This window comes from Neobacillus citreus, assembly GCF_018343545.2.
Taxonomy (GTDB): Bacteria; Bacillota; Bacilli; order Bacillales; family Cytobacillaceae; genus Neobacillus; species Neobacillus citreus.
Genome location: NZ_JAGYPE020000013.1, coordinates 13,337 through 28,787, shown reverse-complemented (window position 1 = coordinate 28,787; position 15,451 = coordinate 13,337). Strand labels below are relative to the sequence as shown.

Genomic DNA, 15,451 nt, shown 5'->3' with positions numbered 1-15,451 from the left:
CTGATAAAATAGAGTGACAAGAAGTGAAATAGAAAGAGTGATAGTTTTGAGCTGGATCCAAAACTTTTTTCAAAAATTAAAAAAAGATGAGGAAGGGGAATTTGACAAGCACCCCTTACATAATGATAAATCGGAAGTTCCTACATTTGCTTTTCAAAGTGAAAGCACTAAGGATTTGGATGCAAGAGTTTCTTATCAATATCCAAAAAACAAATTAAAGGCACCCTTACCTTTGGAATCAATAAAACCCCTAGAAGGAAAGCGGCGGAAAAAGAAAATCGGAAGAGAGACAGAGAATCTCCCACAATCGGTTAAAGAACGGCAAAAAGTAATTCAAAAAGAACCAATTAAGGCGAAAATTGAACCGTTAAAAAAAGCCCGGGGGCCGTTTCAACCAACCGAAATTCCTTCCCCAGTATTTGGGTTCAATCGCCCGAGAAAAACAGACTCGGTAGTTGAACATGAATTAAGTCATATTTTCGAGGAAGAAAAATTAAGCCAGTCCGCTCCGCTACTGACGGAAGAAAATCCCACAATGACAATATCAAATTTTGTCCATAAGAGTTTGGAGACAGAAACTGAAATTAAAGAGAATGTGGCCCTTGATGAAATCACTCCAATGGACAATACATACTCCGAAGAGACAGATAACAGCTCTGTTCTGATTGAAGGTGTTCAAGAACCTGAAGGCAAGGTTGGTGAACTGCTACTTCGTATCGAGGAATCCACGATACCACTAGGTGTTGAAGATAACCAGAGCGATGAATCCAAACCACCACTTCGTATTGAAGATAACCAAAACGAGGAATCCGAATTACCACTTCGTATCGAAGAGGACCAATTCGAGGAATCTGAACCTCCTAAGCCTAAGCGTTCTCATCTTCCTTTCAACGTCATGATGTTAAAGCAGGATCGGGAAAAATGGGAAGTAAAGAAAAGAAGACTCGACGAAGAACGGCAAAAGCAGGCTTTAATTGCCGCTTCTCAACAAGAGCAAGTCGTGGAAAACAACAGCCTGCTTAAAGTGAAAGAGGAACCGCAAAAGCAGGAATCAATTAATACACAGCAAAAAGAAATAATCGTTGAAACCAATAGCCGTCATGAAGAGCAAAAAGACCACCATATCCAAGAGATTGCCGCAGCAGGCGAATATCAATTCCCAATGGCGGATTTGCTCCATCCCCCGGTTTCCGAAATCATCGATACAAAATGGATGCTTTATCAAGAGGAATTGCTAAACCAAACCTTGCAAAACTTTAATGTTGGCGCAAATGTGGTAAATGTAACGCAAGGTCCGTCTGTTACCCGTTTTGAAGTACAGCCTGAACCTGGTGTCAAAGTGAACAAGATTACCAATCTAAGTGATGATATCAAATTAAGCCTTGCTGCCAGGGATATCCGGATCGAAGCACCAATTCCGGGGAAACACACGATTGGAATTGAAGTGCCGAACCAACAATCAAGGCCGGTGAGAATCAGCGAAATTATCGGCAGCGGCGTTTTCAATGATACAGCATCCCCGTTAACGGTGGTGCTTGGCCTCGATATTGCCGGCAAGCCGATTGTGACAGATTTAAAGAAAATGCCCCACGGTCTGATTGCCGGGGCAACAGGATCCGGAAAAAGTGTCTGCATTAATTCGATTTTAGTTAGCTTATTATATAAAGCCAGACCTGAAGATGTTAAGCTCATGCTAATTGACCCGAAAATGGTGGAGCTTGCACCATATAACCGGATTCCTCACCTGGTCAGCCCGGTTATTACCGATGTTAAGGCAGCAACCGCTGCGTTAAAATGGGCAGTCGATGAAATGGAACGCCGCTATGAGCTATTTGCCCATACCGGCGTCCGCGATATCAGCCGCTTTAATGAACTGGCTATGGAGCATAAAAGATATTCCGACAAGCTCCCATATATCGTCATTATTATTGATGAGCTGGCTGATTTAATGATGATGTCACCGGCTGATGTAGAGGAAGCCATTTGCCGGATAGCCCAAAAGGCAAGAGCGTGCGGTATCCATTTAATTATCGCAACGCAACGGCCGTCTGTGGATGTCATCACTGGTTTAATAAAAGCAAACGTCCCGACAAGGATTGCCTTTTCGGTCTCATCCCAAGTCGATTCGCGTACCATCATTGATATCAGCGGTGCCGAAAAATTGCTTGGCCGCGGCGATATGCTCTTTTTGGAAAATGGCTCATCAAAGCCGGTCCGCTTGCAGGGCACATTTGTAACCGATGAAGAAATTGATGTGGTTGTCGCCCATGTTAGAGAACAGCGCGACCCGGAATATTTATTTGTGCAGGAAGAACTTTTAAAAAAGGCCCAAATAACGGAGGAGGAGGACGAGTTGTTTTATGATGCCTGTGAATTTATCATCGAACAAGGAGCAGCCTCAACTTCCAGCCTGCAGCGCCGCTTTAAAATTGGCTATAACCGGGCTGCACGCTTAATGGATATGCTCGAGCAGCAGGGTTATATTTCAGGTGCAAACGGAAGCAAGCCGCGGGAAGTGTTAATCAACGAAGCGGATTTGGAATCTATCCAGGATGCAAGTCTAAATATGTAAATATAGACAAATAATAAATAAAACTCAGCGATTGGCGAGTCCGATAGGACGATTCAAGTGTTGTAGTTGAACTTATGCGTTCAAATTTACAACAGTAAATTCTGATTAGCGAATAGTACCATTGGAGCAATTCGGGTTCGAAAATAGTTTTTACGGATAAACAGTGATATAATATTGAAATATGTTCAGGAAAAGCAGGTGTCCAATTCTCCCTGCTTTTTCAGATTAGCAAATACAGACAGATGTCATATACTGTTTTACAGATAGACGTTGGTTGGAGGTTCTTCTATGACAATTTACCATTTTGTCGGTATAAAGGGGTCTGGTATGAGCGCACTTGCACAAGTGCTCCATGATATGAAATTTCAGGTCCAAGGCTCCGATGTCGAAAAGCGCTTTTTTACTCAACTGGCCCTTGAACAATCGGGGATTAAAATACTCCCGTTCCAGAAAGAAAATATCGAGCCAGGGATGACAATCATTGCCGGGAACGCATTTCCTGATACGCATGAGGAAATTCAAGAGGCCATGAAACTAGGGCTTCCTATTATACGTTACCATCGTTTTTTAGGCGACTTTATGCAAAATTTCACCAGCATAGCCATCACAGGTGCCCATGGCAAAACATCCACCACGGGTCTGCTTTCGCATGTAATCGCAGGCGCGAAGCCTACTTCCTTTTTAATTGGTGACGGTACCGGTAAAGGAGAAGAAGGTGCGGAGTATTTTGTTTTTGAGGCATGTGAGTATAGACGGCATTTTCTTTCCTACTTCCCTGATTATGCCATAATGACCAATATTGACTTTGATCATCCTGATTATTTTGCCAATATCGATGATGTTTTTTCGGCTTTTCAGGAGTTGGCCTTCCAAGTGAAAAAAGGGATATTTGCTTATGGTGATGATGAGCAGCTTCAAAAAATTCAGGCTAAGGTTCCTGTCTTGTTTTATGGATTTGCGGAGGAAAATGATTATCAGGCCGCAAATATTGTGAAAACGACAGAAGGAACAAGCTTTGATGTATTTATTCGCAATACGTATTATGACACCTTTTCCATTCCAACATTCGGTGACCATAGTGTTCTAAATGCTCTAGCTGTCATTGGCGTTTGCCATTATGAAGATATTAATGTGGAAGTAGTGAAAGAACTTTTAACGACCTTCCAAGGGGTTAAGCGAAGATTTACGGAAAAAAGGATGGGCAGCCAAATTTTAATTGACGATTATGCCCACCATCCGACTGAAATCAAAGCAACCATCGATGCAGCCATGCAAAAATATCCTGATCGTGAAATTGTTGCCGTGTTCCAGCCGCATACCTTTACAAGGACGCAGGCCTTTTTAGAAGATTTTGCTGAGAGCCTAAGGCTGGCGGATAAAACTTATTTGTGTGAAATTTTTGGGTCAGCTCGTGAAAAACAAGGAAAGCTTTCTATTCACGACCTTGAGGAAAAAATCCCTGGTGCTGAAATTCTCACTGAAGAGACCACATATTTATTAGGGAACCATGATAATAGTGTCATCCTCTTTATGGGGGCTGGAGACATTCAGAAATTCCAGGAATCTTATGAAAAACAAATTGCTAAATAAGAAAAGGATTCCGCCAAGTGCGGCATCCTTTTTTCATATCAATAATATAAGGAATTTTTTTTAACAAATTGCAGGAAAACAAGACAAATCACTGGAAGTAGTATAAGATATGAACGAGGTTTAAACCATAGTTTGAACGGTAATACATAATTAATAGGATATATCGGAGGTTTTATGATGATCTTGATTTTATACATAAGCGCAGCCTTGATTGCAGTAGCTTTTTTAGTGCTGGTTTTCTATTTATCAGCGACACTTAAATCCCTGAAAATTACCCTTACGAGTGTTTCGGACACTTTAAAGGGACTGGAAAAACAAGTTGAAGGTGTCACAAGTGAAACAACACAGCTCTTACAAAAAACAAATGCCCTTGCCGAAGATTTACAAGATAAATCAGTGCGCTTAAATAGTGTCGTTGATTCTGTTAAAGAGGTTGGAACCTCAGTCAGGAAATTTAATGGAACCTTAAAGAATATTACGAATACGATTGATGAGCAAGTCGAAGAGAGCAAGGAAAAAGTTTCGCAAATTATTCAGTGGAGCAATGTATTTTTTGAATTAAAAGACATGTGGCAGGCTCGTAAGGAAGCCAAAAATGAAGAAACCATTTATGAAAGGCAAAAGGAACGTTCACATTAAAAAAGAGGAGTGAAGGGATTATGACAAAAAGAGAGTATGAATCACGTGAAACCAATCAAGTTCGAAGCGACGAATCTGGCAGCAGCAGTTTTCTGCTGGGCGTTATCGTTGGCGGTCTGGCGGGTGCTGCAGCGGCGCTGCTCTTAGGTACAAAAAAAGGCCAGGAATTTCGCCATACACTTTCTGACCAAACGGGATCTCTTCTCGATAAATCTTCACCGCTAAGGGAAAATGTAAAGTCCAAAACTATCTCACTTACCCAGGGGCTTGCCCAGCAATCCTCTAATCTAATGAATAAAGTGAAAGGGAAAACAGATACCACTTTTGAGCAGCATGAGGATTCCGAAACCACCTATATTTCGATTCAAGGTTCAAACGAAAAAACGGCATCAACAAAAGCTTCAGCAAATAGCGATGAAATTCGAAAAAAATTAGAGGAAGCTCAAAAAGCACTAGAGGAAGAAGAAAGCAAGGTTAGGATTTAAAAGGAATATAAGTTATACAGTTTGTGAAACATTACGGTGAAGTGTTAAAATTACTTCACCGTTTATTATTATCTGGAGGTAAAATTATGCTGAAAAAAATTGATTCAATTGAAGAGTTTACGGAATTACTAAATAACGAAAATTCATTTTATCTATTAAAGCACAGCTTAACTTGCCCAATCAGCCAAGCAGCCTACAAAGAATACGAGAAATTTTCGAATGAACATGAAAATATCCCAACTTACTACTTGGCAGTTCAAGATTCCCGCCCATTATCAAACGAAATCGCTGAACAATTTCAAATTAAGCACGAATCTCCACAAGCCATTCTTTTTGCTGATGGGAAACCATCGTGGAATGCTTCACACTGGAAAATAACGAATCGTTCTTTGGCACAAGCTATTCCCGTTCAGGAATAAAAAATAGTTCCATATCGCCATATAACAGTCACCTTTTTTCAAAAAACACATATATTACTTTAATATATATCAAAAAATACTTTAATACTTAAAAGCTTAAAAGCGTTTAATCGTTAAAGAAAAAAGTGATGACAAAGAAATTTATTTCGGCTATAATAACCCTAATTATAAAAAAGTTTATAATTTTTAAAAATCTTTGATTGTGAGGCAGTAAACTTAATCCTATTTAAAAAAGATAACTTTACTTAGGAATAAATGCCGACAAAAGAAAGGACGGGGACGAAAAGATGGGCAATAATGAATTGGATCAGTTAAGAGACCGTGTAGATGAGTTAAACTTGGAATTGTTGAGGTTAATAAATGAAAGAGCTCGACTCGTCCAAGAGATCGGGCAGGTAAAAGGAAGTCAAGGCGTTTTCCGCTTCGATCCAGTCCGCGAAAGAATGATGCTCGATAAAATTAAAGAGAATAATGATGGTCCATTTGAAAATTCAACAATTGATCACCTGTTTAAGGAAATTTTCAAAGCGGGGCTTGACCTCCAAAAGGACGACCATAAGAAAGCTTTGTTAGTTTCTAGAAAGAAACAGCCAGAAAATACAATCGTAGACTTAAAAGGCGAAAAAATTGGCGATGGCAAGCAGCATTTTGTCTTCGGTCCATGTGCAGTTGAATCCTATGAGCAGGTGGCAACTGTGGCTAAAGCTATGAAGGAAAAAGGCTTAAAGCTTTTGCGCGGTGGTGCTTACAAGCCAAGAACGTCTCCATATGATTTCCAAGGATTAGGTGTAGAAGGACTGAAAATATTAAAACGTGTTGCAAATGAATTTGATATGGCCGTCATTAGTGAAATTGTCAGTCCTGCCGATATTGAAATGGCTATTGATTACATCGATGTTATCCAAATTGGTGCACGTAATATGCAAAACTTCGAATTATTAAAGGCTGCTGGTGCAGTAAATAAACCTGTTCTATTAAAGAGAGGGTTAGCTGCAACCATCGAGGAATTCATCAATGCTGCCGAATATATCATGGCGCAAGGAAATGGACAAATTATCCTTTGCGAGCGTGGAATTCGGACCTACGAGAAGGCAACTAGAAATACCTTAGATATTTCCGCTGTTCCTATCTTAAAGCAAGAAACACATTTACCGGTTATGGTAGATGTTACTCACTCAACTGGAAGAAGAGATTTACTGCTTCCATGCGCGAAGGCTGCAATTGCAATTGGGGCAGACGGCGTTATGGCTGAAGTACACCCAGACCCTGCTGTAGCACTTTCTGATGCACAGCAGCAAATGAACCTTGAGCAATTTGATCACTTCTACAATGAACTCCTTGCATCCAACTTTGTAAGAGTATAATGAACAAGAACCTTCTGCTATGATAGCAGGAGGTTTTTTCCTGCTTTTAAAAAAATATTGACAATATAATTGCGGCTTTTTTCTTCTTGTCGTATCATAAGTACATACTTAAAGATTGTTTACTTTATCACATAAGCAATAATGACTAGATTTTAGCTAAATGCTATAAAATAAAGAAAACAATGAACGTTTTAGGAGAGTGTTACAAGTGAATAATATTACAATTTATGACGTAGCTCGTGAAGCGAATGTTTCCATGGCCACAGTATCCCGCGTTGTTAACGGGAATCCTAATGTAAAGCCGGTTACCCGGAAAAAGGTCCAAGAGGTAATCGAAAGATTAGGATACCGTCCAAATGCGGTTGCCAGAGGATTGGCAAGTAAAAAAACAACTACAGTAGGAGTTATCATCCCTGATATCTCCAATATCTTCTTTGCAGAGCTTGCACGCGGGATTGAAGATATTGCCACCATGTATAAGTACAATATTATCTTAAGTAATTCAGATCAAAACAAAGAAAAGGAACTACATTTATTTAACACAATGTTAGGTAAACAGGTAGACGGGATTGTTTTCATGGGAGGACATATTACTCCTGAGCATGTCGATGAGTTTGAAAGGTCTCCAGTTCCAGTTGTGCTAGCGGGATCTATCGAAGAATCTGAAAAGATTCCTTCTGTTAACATTGATTATGAACAGGCTGCCTACGATTCTGTAAAAGAGTTTATCGGTAGAGGGCATAAACATATTGCTTTTGTTATTGGACCGCTTTATGAACCGGATATCACCGTTAAAAAGCTAAATGGCTATAAGAGAGCCTTAGAAGATGCAAATATTCCTTTTAATGAAGAGCTAATTATTGAAGGAGATTATACGTACGATTCCGGAATTGAAGCATTTGAAAAAATGCTGGAACTATCTGAGAAACCAACGGCCATTTTGGTTGGTGCGGATGAAATGGCACTTGGTGTCGTCCATGGTGCTGAGGATAAGGGCTACAGTATTCCAGAGGATTTTGAGGTTATTACTTCTGACAATACGAGACTGTCGCTGATGGTCCGTCCGCAGCTTACGACGATTGTTCAACCTCTTTATGATATTGGGGCTGTTGCAATGCGCTTGTTAACCAAATTAATGAACAAAGAAAAAGTAAGTGAACAAAAAGTGGTTCTTCCACATCGAATTGAACATCGTCAATCAACAAGGGAATAATAAAAAAGGGCGGCTAATTAGTCGCCTTTTTTATTTTGTCTAAATCCTGCTAACGGGCCTGTTGATTTCCTCTCCGGGCACTCGCTTTCCGCGGGGAGGTCCTGGAGCCTCCTCGGCGCTGAAAGCGCCTGCGGGTTCTCCAGTGACCTCTATATCCCGCAGGACACTGAAAATCTTCTCCCTTGAATCGGCCCACGCACGAAGGAAATGCGATAGCATTTTCGAGGAGTCGAGTGCCCTCTGCTCCAATCAACTGGGAGTCAAATATCCTAAAGTATTGCAACACACATTTTCTCCACCTGGTAAGTGTGCTGCTTTATGAGGACATTTCCATCCAGGAAGTGTCCGAACCTGCGCAACCTTCGGACAAAATCGCTTGAAAAAGAGGAGGGAGTGTCCGAACCAGTGCAACGTTCGGACAAAATCGCTTGAAAAAGAGGCGGAAGTGTCCGAACCAGTGCAGCCTTCGGACAAAACCGCTTGAAAAAGGGGCGGAAGTGTCCGAACCTACGCAACCTTCGGACAAAATCGCCTGAAAAAGAGGAGGAAGTGTCTGAACCTCGCGGAAATCGAAGTGCCTAGGGCGCAAATCAACAAACATGTTAAAAAGGCTTTAAATTAATATTTTTATATAAAAATTAACGTGGTGAATCGACAAAGGTAATGAGGTAAAATAAAAGGCTATCGAAAGGTTTTCGATAGCCTGAGGTGCTAAATAGCCGCCTTTTCTTATTATCTTGATTCACTTTTTTGATGATTACGAATTGGATATAGTGCTTTTTCAAGTGTGATTAAGTTCTTTTCTGTTATTTCTGCTTTTCTTGGGATTGGAGGATAAATATCCTCTGGATCATCCCACTCCCTTGGCAGTGTCACCGGGGACTCCTTTTGCCACTGCTCTATCCAGTCTTCAGGCAAACTGCCAAAACAATTGGGATTTTCCGTCATCTCCATCCAAATAAATGCCCAAGCCCTTGGGACAACACGCCAAATGTCATATCCGCCGCCGCCTACGGCAATCCATTTGCCGCCGCAATATTGATGCGCAATTTCATGGGCAAGCTTTGGGATTTCCCGATATATTTTCATCGTTGCCGACAAATGGGTTAATGTGTCATAATAATGCGAGTCTGCTCCGTTTTGCGTCAAGATCACATCAGGCTTAAAAAACTCGGCCACATCTCTGATTGCATTTTTATAGGCATGCAGCCACGAATCATCTTCTGTAAAGGCATCAACAGGGATGTTGAATGAATAGCCGTATCCCGCTCCCTGGCCTCTTTCGTTAATATTGCCTGTACCCGGAAATAGATACCGGCCAGTCTCATGAATTGATAGTGTACAGACATTCGGGTCATCGTAAAAGGACCATTGAACTCCGTCACCATGATGGGCGTCTGTATCAACGTATAAAACGCGGGCATTATATTTTTGCTGGATATATTTAATCGCAACAGAACTATCATTGTAAATGCAAAATCCGGAGGCTTTCCCCCGAAATCCGTGATGCAGACCGCCGCCAAGGTGCAGGGCATGAAGTGTTTTTCCAGTCATTACCTCATCGACAGCCGTTAAGGTCCCCCCCACCATCAAAGAACTAGCCTCATGCATATTAGCGAAAATAGGGGTATCTTCAGTACCTAAACCATAGTTTTCAGCCATTTCTTTCGGAAGAAGCCCCTGGCCGGCCTTTTTTACTGCTTCTACGTAACTTGGGTCATGGATTAAGGTTAACTCCTCTTCAGTCGCCATTCGTGGCTTAACAATCTGATTGGGGTCTAAGGCATTTATTCTATTTAATAAATCTACTGTGAGTTTAAGCCGGAATTGATTGAAAGGATGATGGCTGTTGAATCGATAATTCAGAAGGTCTTCTGAGTAAATAAAGGAACAGCGATCATTCATATAGACATCCCCGGCAAATTTGGCCATAACACCTGGTGGCCAGCTTCTTTAAGGTCTTGAATCAATCCGGTAGGGTTCATTAATTGAACTCTGATTACAAGTATTTTATATTGCTCATCCTGTTTATCTGGGTAAACCAGTACACTTAAGATGTTTGCCTTCCGTTTTCGGATAATTTCTGCGATTTCACTGAGAATTCCGGAGATATTCGGCACTTTTATTTCTATTTGCGAGCCAGGCTGATGAACACCTGTTAATTCAATCATTGTTCTTAATAAATCGGTTTCTGTCACAATTCCCACTAATTTTCGATTATTGATGACCGGAAGGCAGCTTATTTTATGTTCATAGAAAAGAGCGGCGATCTCTTCAACAAAATCCAGGGGATGGCTTGTGATGACGTTTTTCTCCATTATCGTATCTAGGGGTTTTTTCAAAATTTCCGGGTGTTCATTTGCATGAAAAATGGACGGTGTAGCCTCTCTTATTTTAGCAACGGTAACAAGACCAACCAGGTGCCCGTCTTTATCAATGATTGGGATGTGGCGAATTTTCCTTAATTCCATTAATGCCATGGCGTCTGCAATGGTATCAGTGGGAGAGAGGGCAGCTACATCCGATTGCATAATTTCTTCCACGATCATAGGATTTCCCCCAATTCTCTATAGTTCAATCATGTTTAGTACATAAATCGATTCATAAAACGAAGACGATCGAAACGCTGAATGGATTCATTATCGATTCGTTTGCCCATTTTGGCCATCAAACAGTTGGCTGGGTGGGAGCAGATTTCCGGGTCATCAGTCGCATACCATTCCAAACCGCCGGCATTCATCATTTTCTCCATGATTTTTCGATATTCCCAAACATTGAGTTTGGTTCCTTTTAAATCCCAATGCCAATAATACTCGGTGGTGATAATAATATAGTCTTCCATGGCATCATCCATCATCGAAACAATCAGGAGGTTTTTACCGACAGCACAGCCTCTAAATTGAGGGATCACCTCGATAGCGCCCAATTCTATTAAATTATCCATCTTTCCTTCCGACCAGCGTTCGAGAGGGTCCGGGTATAAATAGGTAACATAACCGACGATTGTATTTTGATGCCGCGCAATAATAATTCTTCCTTCCGGTAAATCGGCGATCCCGATTAATGCCTCGTGCTGCTGGGCAGGGGGGCGAAACGCAACAAGGTCTTCATGAAAATCATAGCCTGCTAATTTTTCTGCAGTGACAGGGCCTTCAATAATTAATTTGCCTTGAGGAGTTTTTAATTCCTTAGCATTATAGGTTTTTTTGTGCTCCATTTGGTCACCCCTGGAAAAAATCTAGGTACTTCAATTCTATTATACATGAAATTTATATCTTTAAAGATTTTTCACTAAATTTTCGAAAAATTAAACACTAGGTTTATATTTTTTTAAAAAATGTTTTTTTAAAATTGTGAATAGTTATTATTTGTACTATAATTATCTCAAATACTTCAGAGGGGGAGATAGGAATGAGAGTGGAAGCGCTGCCAGTAGTCCAAGGGGATTTCAATTTGCGAAACTATGAAGAAACATATAAGAATTTTGACTGGAAAGATACAGAAAAGGAATTCTCTTGGAGTGAGACAGGCCTTGTTAATATGGCTTACGAGGCGATTGACCGCCACGCGGGTACGTATAGAAAAAATAAGGTGGCATTATATTATCGTGATGCTTCGAGAAATGAAAAATATACTTTTAAGGAAATGAAGGAGCTTTCCAATAAAGCCGGGAATGTGCTGAAAAATTACGGCGATGTCGAAAAAGGCGACCGTGTCTTTATTTTCATGCCGCGTTCTCCAGAACTTTATTTTACTGTTTTAGGAGCAATTAAGCTTGGTGCGATCGTTGGCCCATTGTTTGAAGCCTTCATGGAAGGGGCTGTCAGGGATCGTCTGCAAGACAGTGAAGCAAAAGTATTAGTAACTACACCAGAATTGTTAAGCCGTGTACCTGTCCAGGATTTACCGGCATTAAAGCATATTTTCCTCGTTGGAAAAAATGTGGAGGAACAAGGTAATTGCATTAACTTTTTAGAAAAATTTGAGACTGCCAGCAAAGAGCTGAAGATTGAATGGGTTGAGCGGACAGATGGATTAATCCTCCATTACACATCTGGATCCACTGGTAAGCCAAAGGGCGTACTGCATGTGCATAATGCGATGATTCAGCATTATCAAACAGCTAAATGGGTTCTTGATTTAAAAGAGGATGATGTTTACTGGTGTACAGCAGACCCAGGCTGGGTGACAGGAACTTCATATGGTATCTTTGGCCCATGGCTGACTGGTACTTCGAATGTTATTGTCGGCGGACGTTTCAGCCCAGAATCCTGGTATCAAATGATTGAAGACTTCGGTGTTACGGTTTGGTACAGTGCTCCAACAGCATTCCGGATGCTGATGGGAGCGGGGGACGAGCTGGTTAAGAAATTTAATTTAAGCAGTCTTCGCCATGTCTTGAGTGTTGGTGAGCCATTAAACCCAGAAGTGGTAAAATGGGGTGCCAAGGTATTCAATAAGAGAATTCATGATAACTGGTGGATGACAGAAACTGGTGCCCAGTTAATCAGTAACTATCCTTGCATGGAAATCAAGCCTGGTTCGATGGGGAAGCCAATCCCTGGCGTTGAGGCGGCGATTGTTGATAATCAAGGTAACGAGCTTCCGCCATACAGAATGGGGAACCTTGCAATTAAAAAAGGCTGGCCTTCGATGATGCATACGATCTGGAACAATCCTGAGAAATACGAGTCGTATTTCATGCCAGGTGACTGGTATGTCTCTGGAGACTCTGCGTACATGGATGAGGATGGCTACTTCTGGTTCCAAGGCCGCGTCGATGACGTCATCATGACATCTGGAGAGCGTGTAGGTCCATTTGAAGTGGAAAGCAAGCTTGTTGAACACCCAGCAGTTGCTGAAGCAGGGGTTATCGGAAAACCGGATCCTGTGCGCGGGGAAATTATTAAAGCCTTCATCGCGTTAAGGGATGGTTATGTGGCAACTGAAGAGCTTAAAGAGGAAATTAGACAGTTCGTCAAAAAAGGTCTGGCAGCACATGCCGCACCTCGTGAAATTGATTTCCGTGACAAGCTGCCAAAAACACGAAGCGGCAAGATCATGAGACGTGTTTTGAAAGCATGGGAGTTAAATTTGCCGACTGGTGATTTATCGACGATGGAAGACTAATTTTTAAAGATATAAAGATAGAGGCTGAATCCAATTGATGACTGGAGCAGCCTCTTTTTTTGTTGGTATTAAATCCTTCTTTTGGATTCGCTGATAAATGGTAAAAATTCGCTGATATATGCTAATTCCGTTTGCGTTCGGCCCAGCCAATTCCCTTTCGATAGCCGAATCCCAAGATTAGATAAATTACCAAAACAATTACTCCCGTGACCAATCTTTCCCGCATGCTTCCATCTGCCAAAAGAACAGGACCAAGGCCAAAAAACGTAACCAAGCCAATGAGAAGGATAAAAACAGCGTGTACTAAAATTCTCACTACTTTCACCTCCAAATTTCCTTTTTATATATTGACGTTGAAAAGAAAAAAGCTGTTACAAATAAAAAGGACTTTGGGTTGCAGTCCCAAAGCCCCTTTATACCAATTAATATTTAATTAACGTATATTTCTTTTTCCCTCTTCGGACAATCGTAAACTGGCCTTCAATTTTGTCAGTTTCCTGAAGAGTATAAGAGGTATCAGTTACCTTTTCTCCATTAATGGCAATGGCACCATTTGAAATATCTTCACGAGCCTGGCGCTTGGAAGGAGAGATCTTTGCCGCTACTAATAGCTCAACCAAATTATTTTCCTCTTCATTTTGAAGCGCGTAAGACGGTACATCTTTAAAGCCCTGCTTGATTTCGGCAGCCGATAAACTGCGAACGTCTCCACTAAATAGTGCTTCGGAAATCTTGATGGCCTGCTTTAGTGCATCCTCTCCGTGAATCAGACGTGTCATCTCTTCCGCCAGTGCCTTTTGGCCTTTACGGAGATGCGGCTCTTCTTGGACACAGACTTCCAATTGTTCAATTTCCTCACGAGAAAGGTAGGTAAACAGCTTCAAGTATTTCACCACATCGGCATCGGCTGTGTTAATCCAGAACTGGTAGAACTCGTAAGGAGTGGTTTTTTCCGGGTCGAGCCAGATAGCGCCGCCTTCTGATTTTCCAAACTTGGTACCGTCGGATTTGGTTACAAGCGGAATTGTCAGCCCAAAGGCTTTCGTCTCTTCGTTATGCATTTTCCGAATTAACTCAAGACCTGAGGTAATGTTCCCCCACTGGTCACTGCCGCCAACCTGTAATTTGCAGTTATAATGATCATATAAATGGTTGAAATCCATCGCCTGTAAAATCGTGTAGGTGAACTCGGTAAACGAGATCCCTGTTTCAAGCCTAGAGGCAATCGTATCCTTTGCCAGCAGGTAGTTGACACCGATATGCTTGCCGATATCACGCAGGAAGGCAATGACACTCATGGGCTCGGTCCAGTCGTAGTTGTTGACCATAACTGCGCCATTTTCTCCTTCAAACTCAAAAATGGCCGTTAATTGCTTTTTAATGCCTTCAACGTTTTTCTGAACCGCTTCGATTGTTTGCAGCTTTCGTTCTTCGCTTTTACCGCTCGGGTCGCCAATCAGCCCAGTTGCGCCTCCGACCAATACAAGCGGACGATGTCCATGCTGCTGGAATCTTCTTAGTGTTAAAAACGGCACCAAATGGCCGATATGAAGACTGTCAGCGGTTGGGTCTGTCCCGCAATAGAGGGAAATTTTTTCGTTATCTAAAAGATTTTGCAACCCTTCTTCATCTGTTTGCTGATAAATAATGCCCCGCCATTTCAAATCCTCTAATAAGTTCATTACTCAAAACCTCCAATAAAAAATAAAAACGCCCCTGCAATTATGCAGGGACGTAAAATATACGCGGTACCACCCAGCTTGAGGAAATTCCTCCAACTTGAAAAAGTAACGGTTTAAACCGTTCTCCGCTACTGTTTCTTCACAGAGAAAGCTCCAGGATGTAATTCACTCTTCTATATGTGGCAGCTTTCACCGGCCGCTGCCTCTCTATTTACAGGGATAGAAGAACTACAATTGATTCCCTTCAAAGCCTTAAATTATAAAAAAATGCTTATTGATTTTTTAACATATATTAAAGATAAAGTCAAACGGTAAAATGGAAATTTCAGAAAAATGTAGAAGCTTGTCAAATTTTAT

13 protein-coding genes and 1 other annotated feature are annotated in these 15,451 nt (G+C 41.3%); of the genes, 8 read left to right on the top strand and 5 right to left on the bottom strand.

All coding sequences use genetic code 11. From position 1 onward, the window contains the following. Positions 1–37 precede the first annotated feature (37 nt). The 7 genes from KHB02_RS09670 to ccpA all read left to right on the top strand — a co-directional run bounded on the left by KHB02_RS09670 (position 38) and on the right by ccpA (position 8,282). Positions 38–2,572: a DNA translocase FtsK gene (locus tag KHB02_RS09670; RefSeq protein ID WP_420848079.1), complete on the top strand. Its 2,535-nt coding sequence runs from the start codon at positions 38–40 to the stop codon at positions 2,570–2,572. Positions 2,573–2,860: 288 nt separating this feature from the next. Continuing rightward, entirely contained in the window at positions 2,861–4,162 is a 1,302-nt protein-coding gene (gene murC / locus KHB02_RS09665) for a UDP-N-acetylmuramate--L-alanine ligase (RefSeq protein WP_213144581.1), read from the top strand. Between the two features lie 174 nt (positions 4,163–4,336). Further along, the gene (locus tag KHB02_RS09660; RefSeq protein ID WP_338088275.1) at positions 4,337–4,801 is read left to right on the top strand and encodes a DUF948 domain-containing protein; all 465 of its coding nucleotides are present in this window, start codon (positions 4,337–4,339) and stop codon (positions 4,799–4,801) included. Between the two features lie 20 nt (positions 4,802–4,821). Further along, the gene (locus KHB02_RS09655; protein ID WP_213144582.1) at positions 4,822–5,286 is read left to right on the top strand and encodes a YtxH domain-containing protein; all 465 of its coding nucleotides are present in this window, start codon (positions 4,822–4,824) and stop codon (positions 5,284–5,286) included. A gap of 86 nt (positions 5,287–5,372) precedes the next feature. Next, a complete protein-coding gene (gene ytxJ / locus KHB02_RS09650) occupies positions 5,373–5,705 on the top strand; it encodes a bacillithiol system redox-active protein YtxJ (RefSeq protein WP_213144583.1) in 333 nt (110 codons plus the stop codon). Between the two features lie 287 nt (positions 5,706–5,992). Next, the gene (locus KHB02_RS09645) at positions 5,993–7,069 is read left to right on the top strand and encodes a bifunctional 3-deoxy-7-phosphoheptulonate synthase/chorismate mutase (RefSeq protein WP_213144584.1); all 1,077 of its coding nucleotides are present in this window, start codon (positions 5,993–5,995) and stop codon (positions 7,067–7,069) included. Positions 7,070–7,277: 208 nt separating this feature from the next. Next, on the top strand, positions 7,278–8,282 hold the full coding sequence (gene ccpA, locus KHB02_RS09640; RefSeq protein WP_213144585.1) for a catabolite control protein A: 1,005 nt from the start codon (positions 7,278–7,280) through the stop codon (positions 8,280–8,282). A 732-nt stretch (positions 8,283–9,014) separates the two neighbouring features. Here the strand turns inward: ccpA and KHB02_RS09635 are convergent. The 3 genes from KHB02_RS09635 to KHB02_RS09625 are packed head-to-tail and all read right to left on the bottom strand — an operon-like array spanning position 9,015 to position 11,499. After that, on the bottom strand, positions 9,015–10,187 hold the full coding sequence (locus KHB02_RS09635; RefSeq protein WP_213145272.1) for an acetoin utilization protein AcuC: 1,173 nt from the start codon (positions 10,185–10,187) through the stop codon (positions 9,015–9,017). Next, a complete protein-coding gene (locus KHB02_RS09630; protein ID WP_213144586.1) occupies positions 10,184–10,831 on the bottom strand; it encodes an acetoin utilization AcuB family protein in 648 nt (215 codons plus the stop codon). The genes KHB02_RS09635 and KHB02_RS09630 overlap by 4 nt, the downstream gene beginning before the upstream one ends. Positions 10,832–10,866: 35 nt before the next feature. Then, a complete protein-coding gene (locus tag KHB02_RS09625) occupies positions 10,867–11,499 on the bottom strand; it encodes a GNAT family N-acetyltransferase (RefSeq protein ID WP_213144587.1) in 633 nt (210 codons plus the stop codon). Between the two features lie 194 nt (positions 11,500–11,693). Between KHB02_RS09625 and acsA the strand changes: the two genes are divergently transcribed. Continuing rightward, on the top strand, positions 11,694–13,412 hold the full coding sequence (acsA, locus tag KHB02_RS09620; RefSeq protein ID WP_213144588.1) for an acetate--CoA ligase: 1,719 nt from the start codon (positions 11,694–11,696) through the stop codon (positions 13,410–13,412). A gap of 121 nt (positions 13,413–13,533) precedes the next feature. On the opposite strand, the gene KHB02_RS09615 is transcribed toward acsA, so the two are convergent. Beyond that, positions 13,534–13,728 carry a DUF6954 family protein gene (locus KHB02_RS09615; RefSeq protein WP_213144589.1) on the bottom strand — a complete coding sequence of 65 codons (195 nt, stop codon included), beginning with the start codon at positions 13,726–13,728 and terminating at the stop codon, positions 13,534–13,536. A gap of 106 nt (positions 13,729–13,834) precedes the next feature. Further along, positions 13,835–15,094: a tyrosine--tRNA ligase gene (gene tyrS / locus KHB02_RS09610; RefSeq protein WP_213144590.1), complete on the bottom strand. Its 1,260-nt coding sequence runs from the start codon at positions 15,092–15,094 to the stop codon at positions 13,835–13,837. Between the two features lie 43 nt (positions 15,095–15,137). Further along, positions 15,138–15,351: a binding site (T-box leader), on the bottom strand. Between the last annotated feature and the right edge of the window lie 100 nt (positions 15,352–15,451).